This window comes from Halorubrum sp. Ea8, assembly GCF_002252925.1.
GTDB lineage: Archaea > Halobacteriota > Halobacteria > Halobacteriales > Haloferacaceae > Halorubrum.
In genome coordinates this window covers 1-21,999 of record NZ_NHPF01000062.1, presented here as the reverse complement: position 1 = coordinate 21,999, position 21,999 = coordinate 1, and the positions used below count along the sequence as shown (strand labels likewise).

17 protein-coding genes and 1 tRNA gene are annotated in these 21,999 nt (G+C 70.4%); 8 read left to right on the top strand and 10 right to left on the bottom strand.

Annotated elements, in window-relative coordinates; all coding sequences use genetic code 11:
* Both DJ74_RS05070 and DJ74_RS05065 read left to right on the top strand, forming a co-directional pair.
* Positions 1-1,451 (top strand): DUF402 domain-containing protein (locus DJ74_RS05070; protein WP_254922141.1); only part of this gene is annotated, 1,451 nt, incomplete at its 5' end.
* 142 nt (positions 1,452-1,593) lie between these two features.
* Positions 1,594-5,484: a glycoside hydrolase family 97 catalytic domain-containing protein gene (locus DJ74_RS05065; protein WP_176451310.1), complete on the top strand. Its 3,891-nt coding sequence runs from the start codon at positions 1,594-1,596 to the stop codon at positions 5,482-5,484.
* 35 nt (positions 5,485-5,519) lie between these two features.
* Here the strand turns inward: DJ74_RS05065 and DJ74_RS05060 are convergent, their stop codons facing one another.
* The 3 genes from DJ74_RS05060 to DJ74_RS05050 form a co-directional block, all read right to left on the bottom strand.
* Positions 5,520-5,846, bottom strand: coding sequence for a NifU family protein (locus DJ74_RS05060; protein WP_094522904.1), 327 nt, complete (start codon positions 5,844-5,846; stop codon positions 5,520-5,522).
* A gap of 127 nt (positions 5,847-5,973) precedes the next feature.
* Complete coding sequence (locus DJ74_RS05055; RefSeq protein ID WP_094522902.1) at positions 5,974-6,297, bottom strand: hypothetical protein; 324 nt, start codon at positions 6,295-6,297, stop codon at positions 5,974-5,976.
* Between the two features lie 108 nt (positions 6,298-6,405).
* Positions 6,406-7,005 (bottom strand): 2Fe-2S iron-sulfur cluster-binding protein, encoded by a 600-nt coding sequence (locus DJ74_RS05050; protein ID WP_094526547.1) that lies wholly within the window; start codon positions 7,003-7,005, stop codon positions 6,406-6,408.
* Positions 7,006-7,242: 237 nt separating this feature from the next.
* On the opposite strand from DJ74_RS05050, the gene DJ74_RS05045 reads away from it, so the two are divergent.
* Both DJ74_RS05045 and DJ74_RS05040 read left to right on the top strand, forming a co-directional pair.
* Positions 7,243-7,725 carry an RNA-binding protein gene (locus DJ74_RS05045; RefSeq protein WP_094522898.1) on the top strand — a complete coding sequence of 161 codons (483 nt, stop codon included), beginning with the start codon at positions 7,243-7,245 and terminating at the stop codon, positions 7,723-7,725.
* A 75-nt stretch (positions 7,726-7,800) separates the two neighbouring features.
* Positions 7,801-8,646: an endonuclease/exonuclease/phosphatase family protein gene (locus DJ74_RS05040; protein WP_094522896.1), complete on the top strand. Its 846-nt coding sequence runs from the start codon at positions 7,801-7,803 to the stop codon at positions 8,644-8,646.
* 26 nt (positions 8,647-8,672) lie between these two features.
* Here DJ74_RS05040 and DJ74_RS05035 read toward each other — a convergent pair whose 3' ends face one another.
* Complete coding sequence (locus DJ74_RS05035; protein ID WP_094526546.1) at positions 8,673-9,395, bottom strand: DUF1028 domain-containing protein; 723 nt, start codon at positions 9,393-9,395, stop codon at positions 8,673-8,675.
* Between the two features lie 553 nt (positions 9,396-9,948).
* Between DJ74_RS05035 and DJ74_RS05030 the strand changes: the two genes are divergently transcribed.
* The 4 genes from DJ74_RS05030 to DJ74_RS05015 are packed head-to-tail and all read left to right on the top strand — an operon-like array spanning position 9,949 to position 17,876.
* The gene (locus tag DJ74_RS05030; protein WP_094522892.1) at positions 9,949-12,024 is read left to right on the top strand and encodes a PrkA family serine protein kinase; all 2,076 of its coding nucleotides are present in this window, start codon (positions 9,949-9,951) and stop codon (positions 12,022-12,024) included.
* Position 12,025: 1 nt separating this feature from the next.
* Positions 12,026-14,449, top strand: a complete 2,424-nt coding sequence (locus DJ74_RS05025) for a kinase anchor protein (protein ID WP_094526545.1) — start codon at positions 12,026-12,028, stop codon at positions 14,447-14,449.
* Complete coding sequence (locus tag DJ74_RS05020) at positions 14,440-15,816, top strand: DUF444 family protein (RefSeq protein WP_094522888.1); 1,377 nt, start codon at positions 14,440-14,442, stop codon at positions 15,814-15,816. The genes DJ74_RS05025 and DJ74_RS05020 overlap by 10 nt, the downstream gene beginning before the upstream one ends.
* The gene (locus DJ74_RS05015; protein ID WP_094526544.1) at positions 15,813-17,876 is read left to right on the top strand and encodes a SpoVR family protein; all 2,064 of its coding nucleotides are present in this window, start codon (positions 15,813-15,815) and stop codon (positions 17,874-17,876) included. Before DJ74_RS05020 ends, DJ74_RS05015 begins: the two co-directional genes overlap by 4 nt.
* A gap of 58 nt (positions 17,877-17,934) precedes the next feature.
* Here DJ74_RS05015 and DJ74_RS05010 read toward each other — a convergent pair whose 3' ends face one another.
* The 6 genes from DJ74_RS05010 to DJ74_RS04985 all read right to left on the bottom strand — a co-directional run bounded on the left by DJ74_RS05010 (position 17,935) and on the right by DJ74_RS04985 (position 21,850).
* The gene (locus tag DJ74_RS05010) at positions 17,935-18,678 is read right to left on the bottom strand and encodes an alpha/beta hydrolase (RefSeq protein ID WP_094526543.1); all 744 of its coding nucleotides are present in this window, start codon (positions 18,676-18,678) and stop codon (positions 17,935-17,937) included.
* Complete coding sequence (locus DJ74_RS05005) at positions 18,675-19,289, bottom strand: VOC family protein (protein WP_094522882.1); 615 nt, start codon at positions 19,287-19,289, stop codon at positions 18,675-18,677. Before DJ74_RS05005 ends, DJ74_RS05010 begins: the two co-directional genes overlap by 4 nt.
* A gap of 133 nt (positions 19,290-19,422) precedes the next feature.
* Complete coding sequence (locus DJ74_RS05000; protein ID WP_094522880.1) at positions 19,423-19,632, bottom strand: hypothetical protein; 210 nt, start codon at positions 19,630-19,632, stop codon at positions 19,423-19,425.
* 143 nt (positions 19,633-19,775) lie between these two features.
* Entirely contained in the window at positions 19,776-20,624 is an 849-nt protein-coding gene (locus tag DJ74_RS04995; RefSeq protein WP_094526550.1) for a hypothetical protein, read from the bottom strand.
* 101 nt (positions 20,625-20,725) lie between these two features.
* Positions 20,726-21,511 carry a cobalt-precorrin-7 (C(5))-methyltransferase gene (locus DJ74_RS04990; RefSeq protein ID WP_094526549.1) on the bottom strand — a complete coding sequence of 262 codons (786 nt, stop codon included), beginning with the start codon at positions 21,509-21,511 and terminating at the stop codon, positions 20,726-20,728.
* A 263-nt stretch (positions 21,512-21,774) separates the two neighbouring features.
* Positions 21,775-21,850, bottom strand: a tRNA-Cys gene (locus tag DJ74_RS04985).
* Positions 21,851-21,999: the final 149 nt, after the last annotated feature.

Genomic DNA, 21,999 nt, shown 5'->3' with positions numbered 1-21,999 from the left:
TCCCCGAAGTCCGCGTCCGGGGCGTCTACGCCACCGCGCTGACGCGACTCCTGCTCGACGCGGGCCACGAGGTCGTCGACGCGTCGCCGCCGATCCGGCGGCGCTTCGACGCGGACTTCGGGGACGCGCCGCCGGACGTCCGGATCGAGACGACGGGAGACCGACAGGGCGTCGGCGTCCGCGGCGATCCCGAGACCGTGGCCGGGCTCCGGGAGCGGCTGGCGGGCGTCGGACGCGACGCGCTCGCGTGGACCGACCCGACGCCGCCCGGGACCGTCCTCGACGGCGAGGTCACCGAGACGCTCGGCGGCGGGGCGGTGGTGCGGCTCCGGGTCGGCGGCGGCGACGACGCCACCGCCGAGGGGTACCTCCCGTACGGGAGCGTCGACGACCGCGTCGAGACCGGGGACCCGATCCGGGTGCGGGTCGACGAGTCCGCGGCGCCGTGGACGGACCGCCGTCCGGGGCTGGACGGCTCGCTGCGCGCCGGCGGCGGGCTCGTCGCGCTCGAACCGGGGTCGGGCACCAGGGTCGACGTCCGGAACGACGAGGCCGCGCGGGAGCTCTCGGGAATGCTCGACCTCCTCGGACTGGAGCCGCCGGACGGCTGGCGGGCCGTCTGGAAGCCCCCCGCGGTCGACGCGGGGACGGAGACGCTGGAGGCCGGGCTGGAGCGCGCCGTCGCGGCCGCGGAGGGGCTCGACGAGGCGGTCGACGCCGCCGGCGGAATCGGCGTGCTCGACGACCCCGGCCTCCTCCGCGACGAGCCGATCGCGTCGCCGAACGCGGGCGTCTGGGTGTGGTTCGGCCGCGAGAGCCGGTTCGCGCTCGACGACCGGCGCCGCGAGGCGACGTCGACGATGCCGGGACACCACCGGGTGAAGGCGGGGTCGGCCGACGCCTCGGCCGGCGTCGACCTCGCGGAGGCGCTCTGCGATCCGGACCCGGACGCCGAGTTCCCGTTCGGCGTCGTGACCGACGCGTTCGGTCCGAGCGAGGGCGACGCACTCCGGCTCGAACACGGGAAGCCGGACGGGAGGCTGATCACCCTCGGCGAGGCGACGGTGACCGGAGTCGACGCCGACGGGTCGGTCGCGGTCGAGCGCGAGATGACCGGGGGCGGCAGCTACGACGGGCTCGGCACCCCTCGCGAGGCGGGCGACGTCGCCGAGACGAGCCTGAAGGAGGGCCGGTGGTGGTACCCGACCACGTATCGCGGGCGCGACGGGACGGTTCGCGGCACCTACGTCAACGTCTGCACCCCGGTCGAGGTGTTCCCCGACGCCGCCCGCTACGTCGACCTCCACGTCGACGTGGTGAAGCACCCGGGCGGTCGGGTCGAGCGCGTCGACGACGACGAGCTGCGGGAGGCGGAGGCGGCCGGTGACGTGCCGGAGCCGCTGGCGGAGAAGGCGCGGAGCGTCGCGTCCGCGTTAGAGAACGCCCTGTAGCCGACGAGCCGTCGCCGCCCTCGACTCGACGCCGGGTCCGAACGCGTTGGTTCGCGTATTTTTTACTCGAATGCGTACGGATGAAACACCTCTCGTTCGTTACAATATCATTAACAAACATCGCGTTCATGGCGAGATCACAATGCGCGAAAAAGAATCACAGCACAGATTTGGAAAGACGAGCCGTCGCGGATTTCTCGGCGGCGTGGGGGCGCTGGTGGCCGCGGCCGCGTACTCGCGGGAGGTGCCCGCCGCGGACGCCGAGGCGGTCGCGAACGACGCCGACGGACCGGTCCAGACGGTCGAGTCGCCGGACGGATCGATCGCGGTGACCGTCGACGTCGCCGACGGCGTCCCGACCTACGAGGTCGCTCGCGGCGGGACGACGTACGTCGAGCCGTCGCCGCTCGGGTTCGACTTCCGGAATCAGGCCTCGTTCGGCGCGTCGAGCGCGGCCGACGGGGGAGCCGTCCCCCTGACCGTCACGGGCACCGAGCGCGAGGCGGCCACCGAGCGGTGGGAGCCGGTGTGGGGCGCGTTCGAGGAGGTATCCGCGGAGTACAACGCCCTGCACATCGGGCTCACGGACGGGGAATCGGACGGGGGTAACGGCCCCGGCGCGGACGGGGCGGTGGACGGCCGAGCCGCCACCCTGCAGGTCCGCGTCTTCGACGACGGGCTCGGGCTCCGGGTCGTCCTCGGCGAGGGATTCGCGAGCAACGCCGAGCGGGCGGTGGTCGAGTCGGAGAACACCGGCGTCGCGTTCGCCGGCGACTACGACGCGTGGTGGATCCGCAACGAGGTGACGAACCCGCGGTTCGAGCAGGAGTACGCCGAGACGCCGCTCTCGGAGATTCCGGGCGGGACCCGCGAGACGCGGCCGACCGGGACGCCGATCCGGACCGGCGCGCACACCCCGCTGACCGTCGACGCCGGCGACGCCTACCTGAGCGTCCACGAGGCGAACCTCGACGACTACGCCGCGGCGACGCTCGCGCCCCGCGACGACGACGGGGGGACCGAGTTCGCCACGGCGCTGACGCCCCTCCCCGACGGGACGAAGGCCTCGCTCGAACTGCCCGCGGCGACGCCGTGGCGGACGATGCAGGTCGTCGAGCGACCGGGCGGACTGATCGAGTCGCAGCTCGTCCCCCTGCTCTCCGACCCGCTCGACGAGTCGGCGCTCCCGACCGCCGGCGGGGAGCCCGACACCGACTGGATCGAGCCGCGCAAGTACGTCGGCATCTGGTGGACGATGATCGCCGGGTCGGCCAACTGGGAGTACAGGACCGACGAGGCGATCGCGGCCGGGGGCGGGAACCCGGCCGCCTACACGCACGGCGCCCGGACCGAGCGGATGAAGCGGTACATGCGGTTCGCGAGCGAGAACGGGATCGACAGCGTGCTCGTCGAGGGATGGAACGAGGGATGGAGCACCTATCCGGGCGACGGCTCCGGCTTCGGGTTCGGCGTCGACGACTCGTACCCGGACTTCGACGTGCGGGAGGTGACCGACTTCGGCGCGTCGCTTCCGGAGCCCGTCGAGATGACGATCCACAACGAGACCGCCGGGAACCTCCCGAACTACGAGGGAGCGATCCTCGACGAGGACGTCTTCGCGGGGTACGACGACGTCGGCATCAACTCGATCAAGAACGGCTACGTCTCGGACCCCGGCCTCGGCATCGACGGCGACGGCTCCGAGCCGACGCACAACCAGCACAACCAGCTCGCGGTGAACCATCACCGGCTGGTGATCCGCGAGGCCGCCGCGGACCGCCAGCTGCTGGAGATCCACGAGGGGATCAAGCCGACCGGCGAGATCCGCACCTACCCGAACGTGGCGAACCGCGAGGTCGTCAAGGCCCAAGAGTACGACGGCTTCGGCCAGCTCGGCTCGAACGTCGGCCGCGATCACCACGTCACGCTCCCGTTCACGCGGAACCTCGCCGGTCCGGTGAGCTTCCAGCCGGGCATCTTCGATCTCACCTTCGGCGACGACCGCGGCGACCAGATACAGACCACCCGCGCGAAGCAGCTCGCGATGTACCCGACGTACCTCAGCGGGCTCCAGATGGCCGCCGACCGGATCGAGGGGTACGTCGACGAGACGTTCGCGGTCGGCGAGGCGCTCCAGGCCGCCGCCGGCGCTATCGACGGCCTCGTCACCGACGACTCGTGGCGGAACGCGTTCGGGACCAACTTCGTCGCCGTCGACCCGAACCGCGCCCCGAGCGGGTCGTCGGTCTCGTTCACGGTCAGCGACGTCCCCGCGGCCGGGACGTACGACCTCCGCCTCCGGTACGCGAGCGCGCCCGAGGAGAACGCGGGACGCGTCGTCGACGCCGGCGCGCCGCGGGCGACTCTGCGCGTCAACGGGGAGACCGAGACGATCGAGCCCGACTTCACCGACTACTGGGACGACTGGGACCTGTTCGCGACCGAAGTCGAGCTCGACGCGGGCGACAACGAGATCGCGATCGAGCTCGACTACGCCGAGGGGCAAGAGGGGTTCACCGGCGACGTGGGCGGCTTCAACCTCAACGCCGTCGCGGTCACCGAGCCGGGGGCCTCCTCCCCGATTCCGGCCGAGTACGAGGGGTACACCCCCGACGCGGAGAACTTCGACGCCGAACCGGAGTTCGGGTTCATCGAGTCGGTCCCGGCGGCCGGCTGGGACGAGACCCGCGTCGTCGGCTCCGCGATCGGGGACTACCTCGCGATCGCGCGCCGGGCGGACGAGGAGTGGTACGTCGGCGTCATGACGAACGGCGACGGCCGAGCCGTGGACGTCCCGCTGGAGTTCCTCGCTCCCGGGAAGTCGGGCGAGGCGCCCGGCCGCGAGAACGGCAACGGACGCGGGAACGGCAACGGTCGAAGCGGTCCGAAGTACGTCGCCGAGATCCACTCCGACGCGCTCGGTGCCGGCGTCGACGCCGACCCGACGGGCGTCCGGATCGACGAGGCGGTCGTCGACCCCGAGACGACGCTGCTCGCGTCGACGGCCCCGAGCGGCGGAACGGCCGTCAGGCTACGCCCGGCGCGGGGAGCCGAGATCAACCGGCTCCCCGAGTACGAGCGGCCGGAGCAGGACTTGACCGTCGATATCGCGGACGAGGCCGACCTCAACGAAGCGTTCATCACCGCGACCGGCTCCAACGACGCCGGCTTCGTCGGCGGGACGAACGTCGAGATACTCGTCGACGACGAGGTGGAGGCGCTCGGCAACGTCCGGCTCCCGCCGAACGCGACGGACGAGACGGTCGAGATCGGCTTCCGGATCTCGCGGATCGGCACGTTCGATATCGTCGTCCGAGAGCCGGACGGTGGGGACGAGCTGGCATCGGGGAGCGTCACCGTCGCACCCGGCGATATCGTCGCCGAGATCAGTGATCCGCAGGGCGACGACAACGGGCCCGGCGAGTACGTCTATCCCACCGGCGATGACTTCGAGGAGGGCGCGTTTGACCTGCGTTCGTTCCGCGTCTTGGAGACGGAGGACGAGTACCGGTTCGCCTTCGAGGTCGAGAATCTGTACGACACGTTCGGCGGCGACTTCTCGCCGCATTACTTCCTCGTATACCTCCGCGATCCCGAGGCGAACGGCGGACGAACGAGTGCGCTCGGCGACCTCGACCTCACGGCTCAGTTCGCCGATCCGTGGCAGTACCGGGTCGACGCGAGCGGCTTCGGCAGAGGGATCACCGACGCCGACGGACAGGGCCTCGGCACGCCGGAGGTGTTCGCCAGCTTCGAGTCGAACACGGCAGTGGTCTCGATACCGAAGTCGGTGGTCGGCGGCGCCGACCTCTCGGACTGGGAGGTGCTGCCGATCGTCGGGTCAGAAGACCGAGGAAGCTTGCGAGCGGTGTCGATTGATCCCGAGGCGTTCGTCTTCGGCGGCGCGCGCGACGGCGCAGTCGACAACGCGCCGCGAGTGATCGACCTGGCGACGCCGGAGGGAACGTCCCAAGCCGACGCGCTCGACTACGGTCCCGACTCGCTCGCGACGCTGCCGTTCACGTCGCTGTGAGGTAGCGAACGGAGAGAGCCGCGGACCGATCCGTTTCAGAAGTGGTTCGCGGACTCGGTCTCGTGTTTCAGCTCGCCGCCGCGACCGCCCTCGACGGTGGAGGCGCCCTGATCGCCGGAGGAAGCGGTCCGCACCGTCACGTTGTCCACCTCGTCGAAGTCCATGATCAGGTCGCGGCGGATGTTGTCGGCCGTGATGTTCGAGATGCCGCAGCCGGAGCAGGTGCCGCCGAGTTCGACGACGACCTCGCCGCTCTCGGGGTCCGCCTCGCGCACGACGCTCGTTCCGCCGTGCATCTGGATGATCGGCATCTGTCCGACCATCCACTCTTCGACTCGGTCCGCGAGGCTCTCGTCGCTCATTGGCGAGAGTTAGCACCCGAGCCTATGGAAGCTTGCGGTTTCCGAGCGGTTCGAACCGACGAAACGAACTGTGTCACCGTCGATCCCTCGGGAAGGGATATCGAAACCGTTCCCAGTTACGCCGCAGTCACTCCTCGGAGTCGTCCGCGCGCTCCGACTCGCTCGGGAGGCGGGTCGGGTCGGCGGGATCGTCGCCGTGCATGGAGTCGTCGCGTTCGAGGAGATAGAGGAGCGGCCCGAGCGCGGCCAGGACGAGCACCCCCGGGAGGGGCGCGTCGGGGACGAGCAGGAAGGTGGTCAGGGCGGCACCGGAGGTGACGACGAGGAGGCCGGCCCACAGCGGCGGCGAGCCGAGGTCCACCCCGACGCGCGCGGCGTCGCGGTAGACGAGCGCGGCCGCGGCCGCGACGAGGAGCGCGGCGCCGCCGCCGAGGACCGTGGTGACTGCCATACCAGTCGTTCGGCCGAGACGGGAAAAAGGGTGTCGCGAGCGGGCGGAGAAGAGGGAGAAAACGCGGTGTGCTCGATCTGGGACGGCGATCGCGGTCCGCCGGACGGACTACGGTGCCTCGCCCGTCTCGATGCTGAAGGAGTCGCGGGGGTACGCCACGCAGGTCAGGGTGTAGCCGTCGTCGATCTCGGCCTCCTCGAGCATCTGCTGGTTGTCGTGCTCGACGAAGTCCTCCGAGGGGCCATCGGTGATGTGCCCGGCACAGGAGACGCACTGGCCCTGTCGGCAGGCGTACGGGAGGTCCCACCCCTCGTCTTCGCCCTGGTCCAAGATGGGCTGGTCGTTCGAGAGCTCGACCGTCTCCCCCTGCTTGACGAACTCGACCTCGAAGTGCTCGACCTCCTCTACGTCGGCGGGGCCGGCGCTGACGGCGCTGCCGTCCTCCAGTTCGCCCTCCTCGCCCTCGGCGCCGCCCGCGGGGATGGCGCCGCCGCCACCGCCGCCGCCGACGGCGCGGTTACCGGGCTCCGGGAAGTCCGTCTCGGGGACCGCGGACGCGCGGCGTTCGAGTATCTCGTCCGAGATGTCGGTCGTGGGGTCCCACCCCGTCCCCTTCAGGCTGGTGACGAGGACGACGGTCAGCGTCGCGATCACCCCGAGAACGATCGCGGGCGTGTTCGCGACGTTCGCGATGAGCGGGTTGAGCATACGAACCGATATGAAGAGGTTGCTTAAGGCCGTTTTGATCGGTCCAACCGCATGAGAGCCCCGAGGGCGGGGATCGGCATGACCGGCGGGGGGATCGCGGCGCGCGCGGTGAATATCACCGCGTCGGCGGGAGGTCCGCGGCGCGCCCGGGAAGATTGCGGGACGCTGAGCGGGGGTACGCCCCCACTCACGCCGCGGAGCGGACCATTTATCGGCCGAGCGGTCGACGGGACGCCCATGAAAGTGAAATCGCGGCACCACCTCCGGAGCGACGACATCGCGGCGATCCGCGAGGCGGTCGCCGACCACCTCGGCGTCGACATCGACGGGGACACGTTCGAGTTCGTCGAGTTCGTGGACGCGAACTACGAACTCGTCCTGGTCGACGGCGAGCCGGCCGTCTTCTACGTCGACGACGACGAGCCGTTCCTCACCGTCCGGGGCGCGAACGACTACGAGCCGAAGACCGGGATCGTCACGGTCGACGCGGGCGCGATTTCGTTCGTCTCCGACGGCGCGGACGTCATGCGACCCGGCATCGTCGAGGCCGACTCGGAGATCCGCGAGGGCGACCTCGTCGTGATCGCCGAGGAGACGCACGAGAAGGTGCTCGCGGTCGGCCGCGCGATGGTCGACGGCGACGAGATGGTCGGGGACAGCGGGAAGGTCGTCGAGTCGATCCACCACGTCGGCGACGAGCTGTACGAGTTCTCGGCGTAGGCGCGGTTCGGTCGGCGGACCGAGCGGCGTCGCGTTCCCTCCCTTTTAATCGCCTCGCCCACGATTCCCCCGACTATGACCGCGATTCGGGTACTGAGCTACAACGTCCGCTACGCCAACCGCGGCGACCACCACGACGCCTGGCACGACCGCCGCGACGCAGTCGCGCGACTCGTCCGCTTCCACCGCCCGGACGTCGCCGCGTTTCAGGAGCCGCTTCCGGAGCAGCGGCGGGACCTCCGCGATCGGCTCCCGAGCTACGAGTTCGTCGGACGGGGGCGGTCGGCGAGCGGCGAGGGCGAGGGGTGTCCGATAGCGGTCCGGTCCGACCGCTGGGAAGTCGTCGCCGACGGCACATTCTGGCTCTCCGAGACGCCGAGCGGGCCGTCCACCGACTGGGGCGCCGCCCACCCGCGGATCGCGACGTGGGCGCGGGTCCGCGCCGTCGACGGGACCGCGGAACCGCTCGTCGTCAACACGCACTTCGACCACGTGAGCGCGGAGGCGCGGCGCGAGTCGGCGCGGCTGCTCCGCGAGCGACTCCCCGAGATGGGCGAGCGAGCCGCCGACGAACCCGGCGGATCGAGCCCGACCGTTCTCGTCGGCGACCTCAACTGCACGCCGGGGTCGGACCCGCATCGGATCCTCCTCGGCGACGACCCGAAGGCGGACTCCCGAGGCCATGAGACCCCGAGCGACGACCCGCCCGCGCTCCGCGACGCCGCCGCGGTCGCCGACCTCCGACACGGCCCGGAGACGAGCCTCACCGACTTCGCGCGGCTGATAGACGGTCGTCGGATCGACCACGCGCTCGTTTCGCCGGCGTTCGACGTCGCGGCGTTCGCCACGCTCGCCGACCGCGACGACCGCGGTCGGTACCCCTCGGACCACCTGCCGATTCTGACGCGGCTGTCGCTGTAGGGGGCGGAGAGCGCCTCTCGCGAGGGCTACTCGTCGCCGTCTCCGTCGCCGTCGGCGTCGCCCTCGTCCATCTCGTCGGCGTACTTCTCCAAGACCGTCTCGTAGCCGCGCTTCGCCGTCTCGTACGTCTCGCGGAGGTCGGCCACCGGCGTCTCGCTCGCGTCGACGCGGAGGTCGTTGTAGTACGGGTCGTCGACCGCCTCCTCGGTGTTACTGACGAGGAGCGCCGCGGACTGGACCTCTAAGTCCTCCCGCTTGTCGCCGCCGGCCGCGTGGCCCGCCGCGAGCGCGTCGATCAGCCGCTCCGCGAGCGGGGCGTCGCCGTGGGCGTCGGACTCATATGCGGCCGCGGTGTCGTCGACCACGTCCTCGCCCGTGAGGAGGTTGCCGGCGACGGTGTAGTTCTCCCCCTCGACGTGCCCGTACCAGTCGCGGCACTCGTCGCCGGAGAACGCGAAGGTCCCGTCGGCGTCGACGCCGTGGAGCTGACGCTCCGGTTTCCCCTCGTCGGCGTTCAACAGGGCCTCCAAGGCGTCGTCGACGGCGAGCCCGTCGCCGAGGTACTCGATCCCCTTCCGGCCGAGCTCGACGTTGACGAGCGACTGCGTCGCCACCGCGCCGTCCGCGGACGCGAACGGACACAGCGTGCCGACCCCCGGCAGTCGGGTGGTCACCGCCACGCCGTAGCGGACCTGGTCGTCGCCGTCGTCGTCGGTGTACCGCTCGCGAACGCAGATACTGAGCGTCACACCGGGCGTGAGGCGGCGACCGGCAAAAGACTGCGCACCGGGGGCGACGTTTCCGGTTCCCGGCCGAACCGGTACCAGGCCGAACCGGTACTAGGCCGAACCGGTACCAGACCGAACCGGTTCGGACGTCGGTCGGGCCGCAACCGGTCTCCGACGGCGGACTCGGTTCGACCTCCAGTCGCGACCGCTCTCAGCCTCCGATCGCCCACACCCCCGTTTTATGTCCGCTGCGTGCCGATTCCGGCCGCCTCACGGACGCGAAAACCGCAAGCCGCGGGCGGGTCCCCGGGCGCGTGTCACGTGTGAACCGCCGACACACTTATGAGTGTGAATCCCTCCCATACATATAGCCTCGGTTACGGGCGAAACGGTGACCCGCGGCGGGTCCCCCTCGACGACAGCGGCGTTCGCGGCTCGACGAGCCGTCGTTCCGGCACGGAGAGCCGCGCGTCCGCGCGGCGGATCCGGCCCGACGGCCGGGTCGCGACCGCCGGCCGAACCCGGACTCCCGGTCCGGCCGCGAGGTCCTCGCCCGTCCGAGAAACGTGATACAATGTCAGAACGACACACGCTCGAACGGCTCAGCGAGGAGTACCGGACGAACGTCCCGGACGACCTTCGGGAACCCCGCTCGTTCGACTGGTACCTCGACGCGCTGTACGAAGAGCCGCGCATCGCGCGGAACGCGCACCAGCGCGTCGCCGACATGTTCGACCACTACGGTACGCGGTACGACGAGGAACGCGGCGTGGTCGAGTACTCGCTCGCCGCCGACGACCCGCTCCACGACGGCGAGAACGTCTTCTACGGTCGCGAGGTCCACGAGGCGATCCACGAGTTCGTCAACAAGGTGAAGTCCGGTGCTCGGGGGCTCGGCCCCGAGAAGCGGATCAAGCTCCTCTTGGGCCCGGTCGGCTCCGGGAAGTCCCACTTCGACTACCTCACGCGCCGGTACTTCGAGGCGTACACCCACGAGGAGGCCGGCCGGATGTACACCTTCCAATGGGTCGACCTCTGCTCGGTGATCGACGACCAGGATCCGGGCGACGACACGGTGCGCTCGCCGATGAACCAAGACCCGCTCGTGCTCCTCCCGCGCCCGCAGCGCGAGGCGGTGATCGAGGACCTCAACGAGCGGCTCGACGCTCCGTACACCCTCCGGAACGACCAGCACCCGGATCCGGCATCGGAGTTCTACCTGAACGAGCTGCTCGCGCACTACGACGACGACCTCCAGCGCGTGCTCGACGAGCACGTCGAGGTCGTCCGGCTCGTCGCCGACGAGAACCGCCGGGAGTGCATCGAGACGTTCGAGCCGAAAGACAAGAAGAACCAGGACGAGACGGAGCTCACCGGCGACGTCAACTACGCGAAGCTGGCCGTCTACGGCGAGTCCGACCCGCGCGCGTTCGACTACGCCGGGGCGTTCTGTAACGCCAACCGCGGGCTGTTCTCCGGCGAGGAGCTGCTCAAGCTGCAGCGGGAGTTCCTCTACGACTTCCTGCACGCCTCCCAGGAGTCGACGATCAAGCCGAAGAACAACCCGCGGATCGACATCGACCAAGTGATCGTCGGCCGGACGAACATGCCGGAGTACCGCGAGAAGACGGGCGACGAGAAGATGGAGGCGTTCAACGACCGCACAAAGCGGATCGACTACCCCTACGTGCTGGAGTACGACAGCGAGGCGAAGATCTACGAGAAGATGCTCGCCAACGCCGACGTGCCGAACGTCCACGTCGAGCCGCACGCGCTGGAAATGGCCGGCCTCTTCGGCGTGCTCACCCGGTTAGAGGAGCCCACCGACGAGACGGTGAGCCTCCTCGACAAGGCGAAGGTGTACAACGGCGAGCTGGAGGACGAGGAGATCGACGGACGGAAGCTCCGCGAGGACGCCGCCGAGGAGGCCGACGTGAGCGAGGGGATGGACGGCGTCTCCGCCCGGTTCATCGGCGACGAGATCGCCGAGGCGATCATGGACGCCACCCACCGCGACCGCGGCTACCTCTCGCCGCTGTCCGTCTTCGACCACTTCGAGGCGAACCTCGGCGGCCACGGCTCCATCGCGGCCGAGGACCTCGACCGCTACGAGCGCCTCCTCGAGACCGTCCGCGAGGAGTACCGCGAGCGAGCCATCGAGGACGTCCGGCACGCGCTGGCGTACGACGTCGACGAGCTCCGCCGACAGGGCGAGAAGTACATGGACCACGTGATGGCGTACATCGACGACGCCACCGTCGACGACGAGCTCACCGGCCGGGAGACGGAGCCCGACGAGACGTTCATGCGGGCGGTCGAAGAGCAGCTCGACGTCCCCTCGGACCGGAAGGACGACTTCCGGCAGGAGGTGTCGAACTGGGTGTCCCGGCGGGCCCGCGAGGGGCGCGGCTTCGACCCGCAGGAGAACGACCGCCTCCGGCGCGCCCTGGAGCGCAAGCTATGGGAGGACAAGAAGCACAACATCAACTTCTCCGCGCTGGTCTCGGCGACCGACCTCGACGACGAGGAGCGCAGCGCCTGGGTCGACGCACTCGTCGACCGGGGCTACTCCGAGGACGGCGCGGCGGAAGTGTTAGAGTACGCGGGCGCCGCCGTCGCCCGCTCGGAGATCGAGGACGGCGGGGGATGAGATGAACGACCGCGACCGATCCGACGGCGAGGGGTTCGTCCGGGCGGCCGACGAGACCCTGCGAGGCGCGTACGACCCGCCGATGAGCCTCGACGAGTACGTCGACCGACTTTTGGAGAACCCCGTCGCCGCCGCCTCCGGGGCTCGCTACGTCCTCGCGGCGATCGAGTCCGAGGGCACCCGCGAGGTCCGCGAGCGCGGCGAGCGACTGGAGCGGTACCGCTTCTTCGACGACCCGTTCAACGACGGCGAGCACGCCGTCCTCGGCAACACCGCCGCGCTCAACGCGTTCGTCGACGACCTCCGGGCCGCCGCGGCGGGCCGCGGTAACGACGAGACCATCGTCTGGATCGACGGCCCCACCGCGACCGGGAAGTCGGAGTTCAAGCGCTGTCTCGTGAACGGGCTCCGAGAGTTCTCGAAGACGGAGGCCGGGCGCCGCTACACCGTGGAGTGGAACATCACCGGCGCGGGGAGCGGAATCGGCGGCGGGAGCGGGCTCTCGTACGGCGACGGCGGCGACACCGCCGCGTGGTACCGCAGCCCGGTGCAGGCGCACCCGCTCTCCGTGTTCCCGGAGGACGTCCGCGAGTCGATCGCCGAGGCCGTCGACGAGGACGCCTACCCGATCGCGGCCGACGTCGACCTCGACCCGTTCAGCCGCGAGGCGTACGACCACCTGGAGTCGGCGTACCGCGACGAGGGGCGCCGGGACCTGTTCTCGGCGATCACCGACCGCGACCACCTCCGCGTGACGAGCTACGTCGTCGACGTCGGCGAGGGGATCGGGGTGCTCCACGCCGAGGACGACGGGACGCCGAAAGAGCGGCTCGTCGGCTCGTGGATGGGCGGCATGCTCCGCGAACTCGACTCGCGCGGGCGCAAGAACCCGCAGGCGTTCAGCTACGACGGCGTGCTCTCGCAGGGGAACGGCGTCGCCACGGTCGTCGAGGACGCCAGCCAGCACGCCGACCTGCTCCGGCGGCTGCTCAACGTCCCCGACGAGCGTCGCGTGAAACTCGACAAGGGGATCGGGATGGACCTGGACACCCAGCTTATCGTCATCTCGAACCCGGACCTCGACGCCGAACTCGACCGCCACGCCGACCGCGAGGGCGCCGACCCCCTGAAGGCGTTGAAGCGTCGGCTCACCCGCCACGAGTTCCGCTACCTGACGAACCGGCGGCTGGAGGCGGAGCTGCTGCGCCGCGAGGTCGGGGGAGTGCGAGGCGTGCCGACCGTCGACGGAGTAGAGGAGTCGGAACGGGACGCACGCGGCGATCCCGCTCGCGATCCGGCGGACGAACCCGGGGCCGCGGCGCTGACGATCGACGTCCGCGACGACGACGGGACCGTCACCGAGCGCGAGCTCGCCCCCCACGCGGTCGGGGCGGCGGCGCTGTACGCGGTCGCCACCCGCCTCGATACGGAGGACCTCCCGCCCGACTTCGGACTGATCGAAAAGGCGGAGCTGTACGAGACCGGAGACATCCGACGGGAGGCGGGCGACGGCGACGGCGAACGGCTGACGATCGACGACGTCGACTTCGGCGGGGGCGACGGCCGAAACGGGATCCCGGTGACGTACACCCGCGACATCGTCGCCGACCTGCTGGGGGCGGACGCCGACCGAAGCCACCCGGAGCTGCCGGTCGAGCGCGTCGTCACGCCGACGGACGTGCTCGACGCGATGGCCGACGGGCTCTCGGCGGCGCCGCTGTTCTCCCGGTCGGAGGTCGCGGAGTTCGAGAGCCGGAAGACGCCGGTCGTCGAGCGTGTCCGCGAGCACCAGCGCGGGGACGTGATCGACGCCGCGCTGGCGGAGGCGACCGTCTCGGAGGAGACTGTCGCGGAGTACGTGGAGCACGTGTACGCCTGGGACGCCGACGAGCCGGTGGAGACGGAGCGGGGTCCCGAGGAGCCCGACGCCCTCGCGATGAAGGTGTTCGAGACGGAGACGCTCGGGCGGTTCGACGAGGACGACTACTACGGCACCGACCCGACCCGGGATGTCGCCGAGTTCCGCAGGCAGCGCGTGATCCGGGCGCTCACCCGCTACGCGTGGCGGAACCGCGGCGACGAGTTCAGCGTCGACGACGTCGAGCTCGGCGAGATCCCCGAGCTGCGGGAGGTGCTGGACGCGAACGACCTGGCCGACGTGAAGCGGCGCTTCCCGGAGCTCGACCCGGCCGAGTGGGCCGATCCGCCGGCCGACACCGAGACGGAGCGCGTGAAGGCGGCGACGATCGAGCGGCTCGTCGACTGCGGGTACAGCCCCGCGTCGGCCGAGCTGACCAGCCGGGCGGTGATGCGCGACGCGCGCGACGAGTGGGCCGACCTCGCCGCGGACGGCGGGGACGATGCGAACCGCCGGAGCGGCCGCGACCGCGGCGACGGGAACGGAGGTGGTGCCACGTGGGACTGACCGACGACCGCGAGCGCTTCCGCGAGGTCGGCGAACAGCGCCGCGAGGACCTCGCGCAGTTCATCAGCCACGGCAACCTCGGGCGCTCCGGGCCCGACCGGGTCAAGATCCCGGTGAAGATCGTCGACCTCCCGGAGTTCGAGTACGACAGGCGGGAGGCCGGCGGCGTCGGGCAGGGCGGAGACGGCCAGCCGCAGCCCGGCCAGCCGGTCGACCCCGACCCGGACGACGGCGACGAGGAGGGCGACCCCGGTGAGGAGGGCGGCGAGCACGAGTACTACGAGATGGACCCCGAGGAGTTCGCGCGCGAGCTCGACGAGGAGCTCGGGCTCGACCTCGAGCCGAAGGGGAAGCGCGTCGTCGAGGAGGTGGAGGGCGACTTCACCGATACCGCGCGCGCCGGCCCGCGCGGCACCCTCGACGTCGACGAGTTCTTCAAGCGCGGGTTGAAGCGCCACCTCGCGACCGACTTCGACGAGGAGTACGTCCGCGAGGGGCTCCGCGTCGCCGGCGCCGACGTGGACGACGCCTTCGCCTGGGCGCGCGACAAGGGGATCCCCGTGTCGCGGGCGTGGATCGCCGACGCCGCGGCGACCCTCGCCGAGGAGCGCGGCGAGCCCGTGACGGCGCTCGACCGCTGGGAGAGCTTCGACGCGCTCGACGACGAGATCGATCGCGAACCCGTGGGCCACCGGATCCGTCGGGATGGGCTCGACAGCGTCCCCTTCCGCCGGGAAGACGAGCGGTTCCGGCACCCGGAGGTGGTCGAGAAGCGCGAGCGCAACGTCGTCGTCGTCAACGTTCGGGACGCCTCCGGCTCGATGCGCGAGACGAAACGCGAGCTGGTCGAGCGCGTGTTCACCCCGATGGACTGGTACCTGACGGGGAAGTACGACGCCGCGGAGTTCCGGTACGTGGTCCACGACGCGGAGGCCTGGGAGGTCGACCGCGATGAGTTCTTCGGGATCCAGTCCGGCGGCGGCACCCGGATCTCCAGCGCCTACGAGCTCGTCGCGGAGATCTTAAAGGAGTACCCGTACAGCGAGTGGAACCGCTACGTCTTCGCGGCCGGCGACTCGGAGAACTCCGGCAGCGACACGACCGACTCGGTGATCCCGCTGATGGAGTCGATCGACGCCAACCTCCACGCGTACGTGGAGACTCAGCCCGGCGGCGCCGCGCCGAACGCGCGCCACGCCGACGAGGTGGAGAGCGCCCTCGGCGACACCGACAACGTCGCGGTCGCTCGCGTGTCGGAACCGGCCGACGTCACCGACGCCATCTACGAGATCCTCAGCACCGAGTCGTCTGACGACGCGACGGGCGACCGCGGCGCGACCGCCGGCCGAGGGGGTGAGCGCCGATGAGAGACGAGCGCGTCGAGGCGAAACGGGAGGCGGCGTCCCTCGACGAGCCCGCCGCGGAGGCCCGCGAGCTCGCGGAGCGCCTCGGGTTGGAGCCGTACCCGGTCCGGTACTGGGTGGTCGGCCACGACGAGATGAACGAGCTGATCGCCTACGGCGGCTTCCAGCGGCGCTACCCGCACTGGCGCTGGGGGATGAACTACGAGCGACAGCGCAAGAAGGACCGCCACGGGCTCGGGAAGGCGTTCGAGATCGTCAACAACGACGACCCGAGCCACGCGTTCCTCCAGGAGTCGAACTCGATCGCCGACCAGAAGGCCGTCATCACGCACGTCGAGGCCCACGCCGACTTCTTCGCGAACAACGGCTGGTTCGGGCTGTACGCCGACCGCGGCGAGGGCGGGCCGAACGCCGCGGCGCGGCTGGAGCGCAACGCGGACCGGATCGCCGCGATCGCCGACCGGCCAGACGTCGACCGCGACGAGGTCGAGCGCCTCGTCGACGCCGTGAGCGCGCTCGAGGACACGATCGACCAGCACAGCCCGGTCGACGCCGCCCGGTCGGTCGAGGACCCGGGAGTCGCCGAGGACGTGAACGACCCCGACGACGACCCGCTCGCGGCGGTCGAAGAGCAGATCGCGGAGCTGGACCTCTCCGAGGAGGTGCGCCGCGACGTGTTCGACGACGAGTGGCTTGAGACACACGGCGAGGGCGTCGAGCCGGAGGAGCCGCGCCCGGACGTGCTCGCGTTCCTGCGCGACTACGGGAAGCGGTACGACTCCGAGAGCGGGAAGGCGGTCGACCGCGATCCGTGGGAGACGACCGTCATCGACGCGATCCGCGAAGAGGCGTACTACTTCGCGGGACAGAAGTCGACGAAGGTGATGAACGAGGGATGGGCGACCTACTGGGAGTCCGTCATGATGGGCGGCGAGGGGTTCGCCGGCCCCGACGAGTTCCTCACCTACGCGGACCACATGGCGCGGGTGCTCGGCTCGCCCGGACTCAACCCCTACAAGCTCGGCTTCGAGCTGTGGACCCACGTCGAGCTGCGGACCGCTCGTCGCGACGTGATCGACAGACTGCTCCGGGTCGAGGGGGTGACGCCGGAGAACTTCCACTCGCGGATCGACCTCGACGAGGTCGCCGAGGCGCTCGAACCCCACCCCGCGATCGCCGGCGCCGGACCCGCGACGCTCGACGAACTGGCCGACCTCGCCGCCGACGGCGACCCGCGGGTCGACGCCGAGGCGGTCGACCGGGCGATCTCCGCCCGGACCGACGACGGCGAGGTCGGTCCCGGAACCGGCCCGGACATCGAGCGGTACCCGTGGAAGCTCCTCACTCGCGAGGGGCTCGCCGAGCGACACTACGTCCTCTCGCGGCCGGAGCACCGCGGCGCGCTGCGCAACGTCTCGCGGGAGACGCTGGCGGAGCGCGCCCGGTACATGTTCGAGGTCGACCGGTACGCGACCGTCGACGAGGCGCTCGCCGACGTCGACCGGACCGCCGGCTGGGACCGGATGCTGGAGGTGCGGGAGAGCCACAACGACGTGACGTTCATCGACGCGTTCCTCACCGACGAGTTCGTCCGCGAGGGGAACTACTTCACGTACGAGTACAGCCGGGCGGCCGAGGAGCACCGCGTCGCCAGCGTCGACGCGGACGACGTCCGCCGGAAGCTCCTCTTGCAGTTCACGAACTTCGGGAAGCCGACGGTCGTCGTACTCGACGGTAACTTCCGGAACCGGGGCGAGCTCCTGCTCGGCCACCGGTTCAACGGGGTCGCGCTCGACGAGGAGTCCGCGAAAGAGACGTTGAAGCGCGTCTTCGAACTGTGGGGTCGCCCGGTGAACCTCGCGACGATCCGCGTCGAGTACTCCGACGAGGCGATACGCCGGGCGAAGCGCCGGGGCACCGAGCCGGAGGGCGAGGAGATCGGCGTGCGCTTCCAGTACGACGGCGGCGAGGTGACCGAACACGACCTCGACCCGGAGATCCGCGAGCGAATCGAAGCCGGTGAGGTCGACTACGACACCAAGCCGGACGACTGGCTGGCGTGAGGGGCGGCGCGTCCCGCGACGCGACGCGCTCGGCCGCACGACAGCGGCGATCCCGGCCTCACGACAGCGACGAGACCAGCGCGGCGACGGCGTCCGTCTCGTCCTCGTTGATCCCGTGGCCCATCCCCTCGTAGATCCGTTCGTCGACGTCGGCGCCGAGCGCCTCCAACACCGCGGTCGTCTCGTGGACGCGCGCCTCCGGGATGTGCGGGTCGACGTCGCTGCAACCGAGGAACGCCGGGGTCCCGCCGAGCGACTCGGCGGCGTCCCCGTCGACCGCGGCCGCGGCGTGTGAGACGTAGTCGTCGACGTCGACCGACTCGCCGATCAGCCCGCCGCTCAGCACCGCGAGCCCGCCGTACCGGGTCGGGTTCCGCGCGACGAACTCGCTCGCGAGGCAGGCGCCCTGCGAGAACCCGGCGACGAGGACGCGCTCGGGCGAGACTCCCGCGTCCGTCGCCGTCTCGACCGCGCGGCCGACGGCGCGGAGCCCGGAGCTCCGACCGGGCTCGTTGTCCGCGACGGGCGCGAGGAAGGAGTTCGGGTACCAGGTGTTGGAGGCGGCCTGGGGGGCGAGTAGTGAGAGGCCGGTGGTCTCTCTGACAGCCGGCGGTTTCGCCGCCGGCGACAGCGCGCCGTCGCCGGCGACCTCCTCGCCGAAGCCGACGATGCTCCGCGCGGTCGCGCCGCGACCGTGAACGAGGACGACGGCGGCGTCGGCCTCACTGACCGGCGTCCCGGTCGCCACCAGCTCCTCGTCGCCGTGCGGGTCGTCGCCGGCGTACGGCGTCCGACCGCTCATACGCCGACGCCCGCGTCCGCGTCGGGCAGGTCGTGCTTCTTCACCGGCAGGCCGAGCTCCTCCAAGGCGCCCTTCATGTGGCGGTCCTGTGCGAAGTCGGCGCCGTCCTCCTCGCGGAGACGCTGAGCGGTCGCGAGCACCTCGCCCTTGCGGTCGTCGGGGATCTCGTACTTGTCGGCGGAGAGCTCGATGACCAGTCCGTTGTTGTCTTGGGTGTAAATGGAGTGGAAAATCCCGCGGTCGAACACGTTGTACCCCTTGCCGGCCTCCGCTAGCGCCGCCATGATATCCTCGTACTCGTCGGGCTCGACGCTGAAACAGAGGTGGTGGACCGCGCCCGTACCGGCGCGCTGACCGCGGGCCGAGGGGCGGTCGTCGCTCACGAAGAACGTCAGGATGCGGCCGTCCCCGGTGTCGAAGAACAGGTGCGTCTGCGACGGGTCGTCGAGGTTCGGCTGGCGGAGGACGAGGGGCATCCCGAGCAGGTCGCGGTAGAACGCGATCGTGTCGGCCTCGTTGCTTCCCCAGACCGTGATGTGGTCGGTGCCGCTGGTGTGGAACGGTGCGTCCGGAAGCTCCGTCGTGACCGGAGCCGCGCTTTCGTCGCTCATACCGGTCGTAGGCGACGAACACGTATAAAAAGGAAAGGGACCCCCGGGTGATCGACTGACATCAGTGTTATCGCGGTACGACGCCGGAGTCCGCGAGGTCGGCGATCGCCGGCGACCTCCACGACGAGGCGAGTCAGGAACGCCGCCAGACCGGCGGTGCGACGCCGAGCGCCCTGACGACGGACGGGTAGCCGACCGCGACGGCGACCACAAGTACCACCGAGGGCAGGAGTCCGATCGGACCGACGACTCGCTCGACGAGCGACAGCGCGGCGATCATCAGCAGGAACATCGCGGCCCAGTGCGGAGCAAGCTGTCGCACCTTCCCTCGGGTGGAACTCATATCCCGCATAACGAGCGCGGGACGGATACCGTGTCGGTCGCGGTCTCGCTCCGCGGGAGACGCGAAGCGACCGGCGTCCCCGAGGCGAGAGACGAGAGACGAGAACGAAACGAAGCGCGGAGCCGAAGTTACGCGCGGTCGGATCAGTACCGCGAGGGGATGAACGCCGCGCCGAGCAGGAGCAGCGAGGAGAGGAACGCGAGGACGAGCACGCGCGTCAGTCCGCTGCTGTACTGCTGGAACTGGTCGATCTGAGCGACCTGCGCCTCGTACCCCTCGATGTCGCTCGACAGCTGCAGCGTCGAGGCGTCGGCGAAGTGCGCGACGAACTCCGTCTCGCCGATCGTGACCCGCGAGTGCTGCTCGATCTCGATGCTCTCGGTCTCCGTCGCCTCCCAGGCGAGCACCGCTTGATCCGCCGTGACGTTGTCGACGGTCACGCTCTGGTCGCCGTACTCGAGGGAGTCGCCCGCGGCGTACGCCCGCTCCTCGGGGGCCGGGAAGTACTCTCCGGCCGGGACGAGCGTCGACTCGCCGTCCTCGGTGACGACGACGTACTCGCCGTCGTCACGCTGGACCGTCTCGTTGTCGGCCTGCGGATCGTTTTCGAGGATGGCCTGCCGGTCGGGAACCTCCACGAGCGTGAAGCTGTTGGGGTCGTCCCCCGTGATCTCCACGCGCCACTCCCGGTCGTCGAGTTGAACCGTCGACTCGTTCGCCCAGGTCTCGGACTGGTCCGCCGTGACGTTGCGCTCGAGCGTCGCCACGATCGAGGTCTCAGCGCCGCCCCCGCCACCGTGACCACCGCCGCCGCCCGACTCGACCTCGGTGATCTCGGCGACGGTCCACTCCTCGCCGTCCACTTCGATCCGATCATTCTGCGAGACCTCGAAATCGGGGTTGTCGAAGCCGATCTCGGGGCTATCGGCCGTCGCAGTGAGGACTCCCGCTCCCCCCGCGATCAGCACGAAGAGCGCGACGTACACGGCCACAGCGCGTCGTTGCATGGTTTCAGCATAGGTCACCCGGTGTATAACGGTTACTAAGCCGAGCCATCGGAACGGTCGAACCGCGCCACCGCTCCGCCCCGACGTTACCGGCGGACGACGAGCACGGACAGGTCCGAGAACGGCGTGTCCGACCGGTCGGTACCCCCGGCGTGGCGTGCGAGCTCGCCGACGGTCGTCCGGGTAATCGCCTCGTCGTCGCGGGTGAGCCGCTCGCAGACGAGCGCGCCGTCGGATCGGTCACATCCGTTGTCGAGTAGATCGCGAGCGATGTCACCGGGCATCCAGTCGAACGGACGAGGGAGCACGAGCAGATGTCGATCGCCGGCGTCTCGGCGAAGCCGAGCGAGGTCGTCGTCGAGGCCGCCGCTCTTGTGGAGCGTGACGAACGTCGCGTCCTCCACCGGCGTCCGGGCCCGACTCGCCGCGACCTGAAGCGAGGAGATCCCCGGAACGACGCGGAGACCGACGGAGTCGTCCGCCGCCTCGTCGAGGGCGCGCTCGACCTTGCCGACGAACTGGTACCCCGAGTGGTTCGGATCGCCCATCAGCACCGCCACTCCCCGCTCCCCGCCGGCCACCCGCTCGGCGAACGCCTCCAGTGCGGCCGCCTCGTCGGCGTAACCGCACGTCAACCAGTCGGCGTCGGTACGACCGCGAACGAGGTCGACGACGGTCTCGAAGCCGACGGCGACGTCGGCCTCCCGGAGCGCCCGCTCGGCCCGTGGAACGAGATACTCCGGGCTCCCGGGGCCGATGCCGACGGCACGGACCACGCGTCCACCGGTCTCGGACGGGGGTTCCGGTGTTGACGCCGCGTAGTCCGCCGGATCCGGCCCGGCGTCGAGATCGTACGACGCGTCGTCGCTCACGGTACACCTCGTTCGATCGCCGCGCCTCCGCGTCCGGTACCCCTCCCGGTAGTCCGCGTACACGCGCGTTTCCCCGAGCCGTCGACGCGTCTGAGACGTGTCGGAGCGTCCACGTCGGCCCGGAGGTCACCGATCCGCCTATACGTTCGGATCGGGAGCCGGCGTCACTCCGCTTTGGCGACCGCGCTTCGGCTCGCCGTGAGACACACCGCGGACGACGCTCGACGAGGCCGCCCGCACCCACCGCTCAACGGAAAAATGAGAGCCAAGGGCCGGATTTGAACCGGCGTTGGGCGGCTCTGCAGGCCGCTGCGTCTGACCAGACTCTGCCACCTTGGCGCTAATCGGAAGTACCGCTGTCGAGCGTTTAAGCCTAGCGGTCGCACCGCGGTTGCCGGGGTCGTACCACGGTCAACTCTGTCGGCCGCTCGCGCTACGCGTCTCCAAAAAAAATCGTGTGGGGCAATTGCCCCTATGAATGGGCAGGC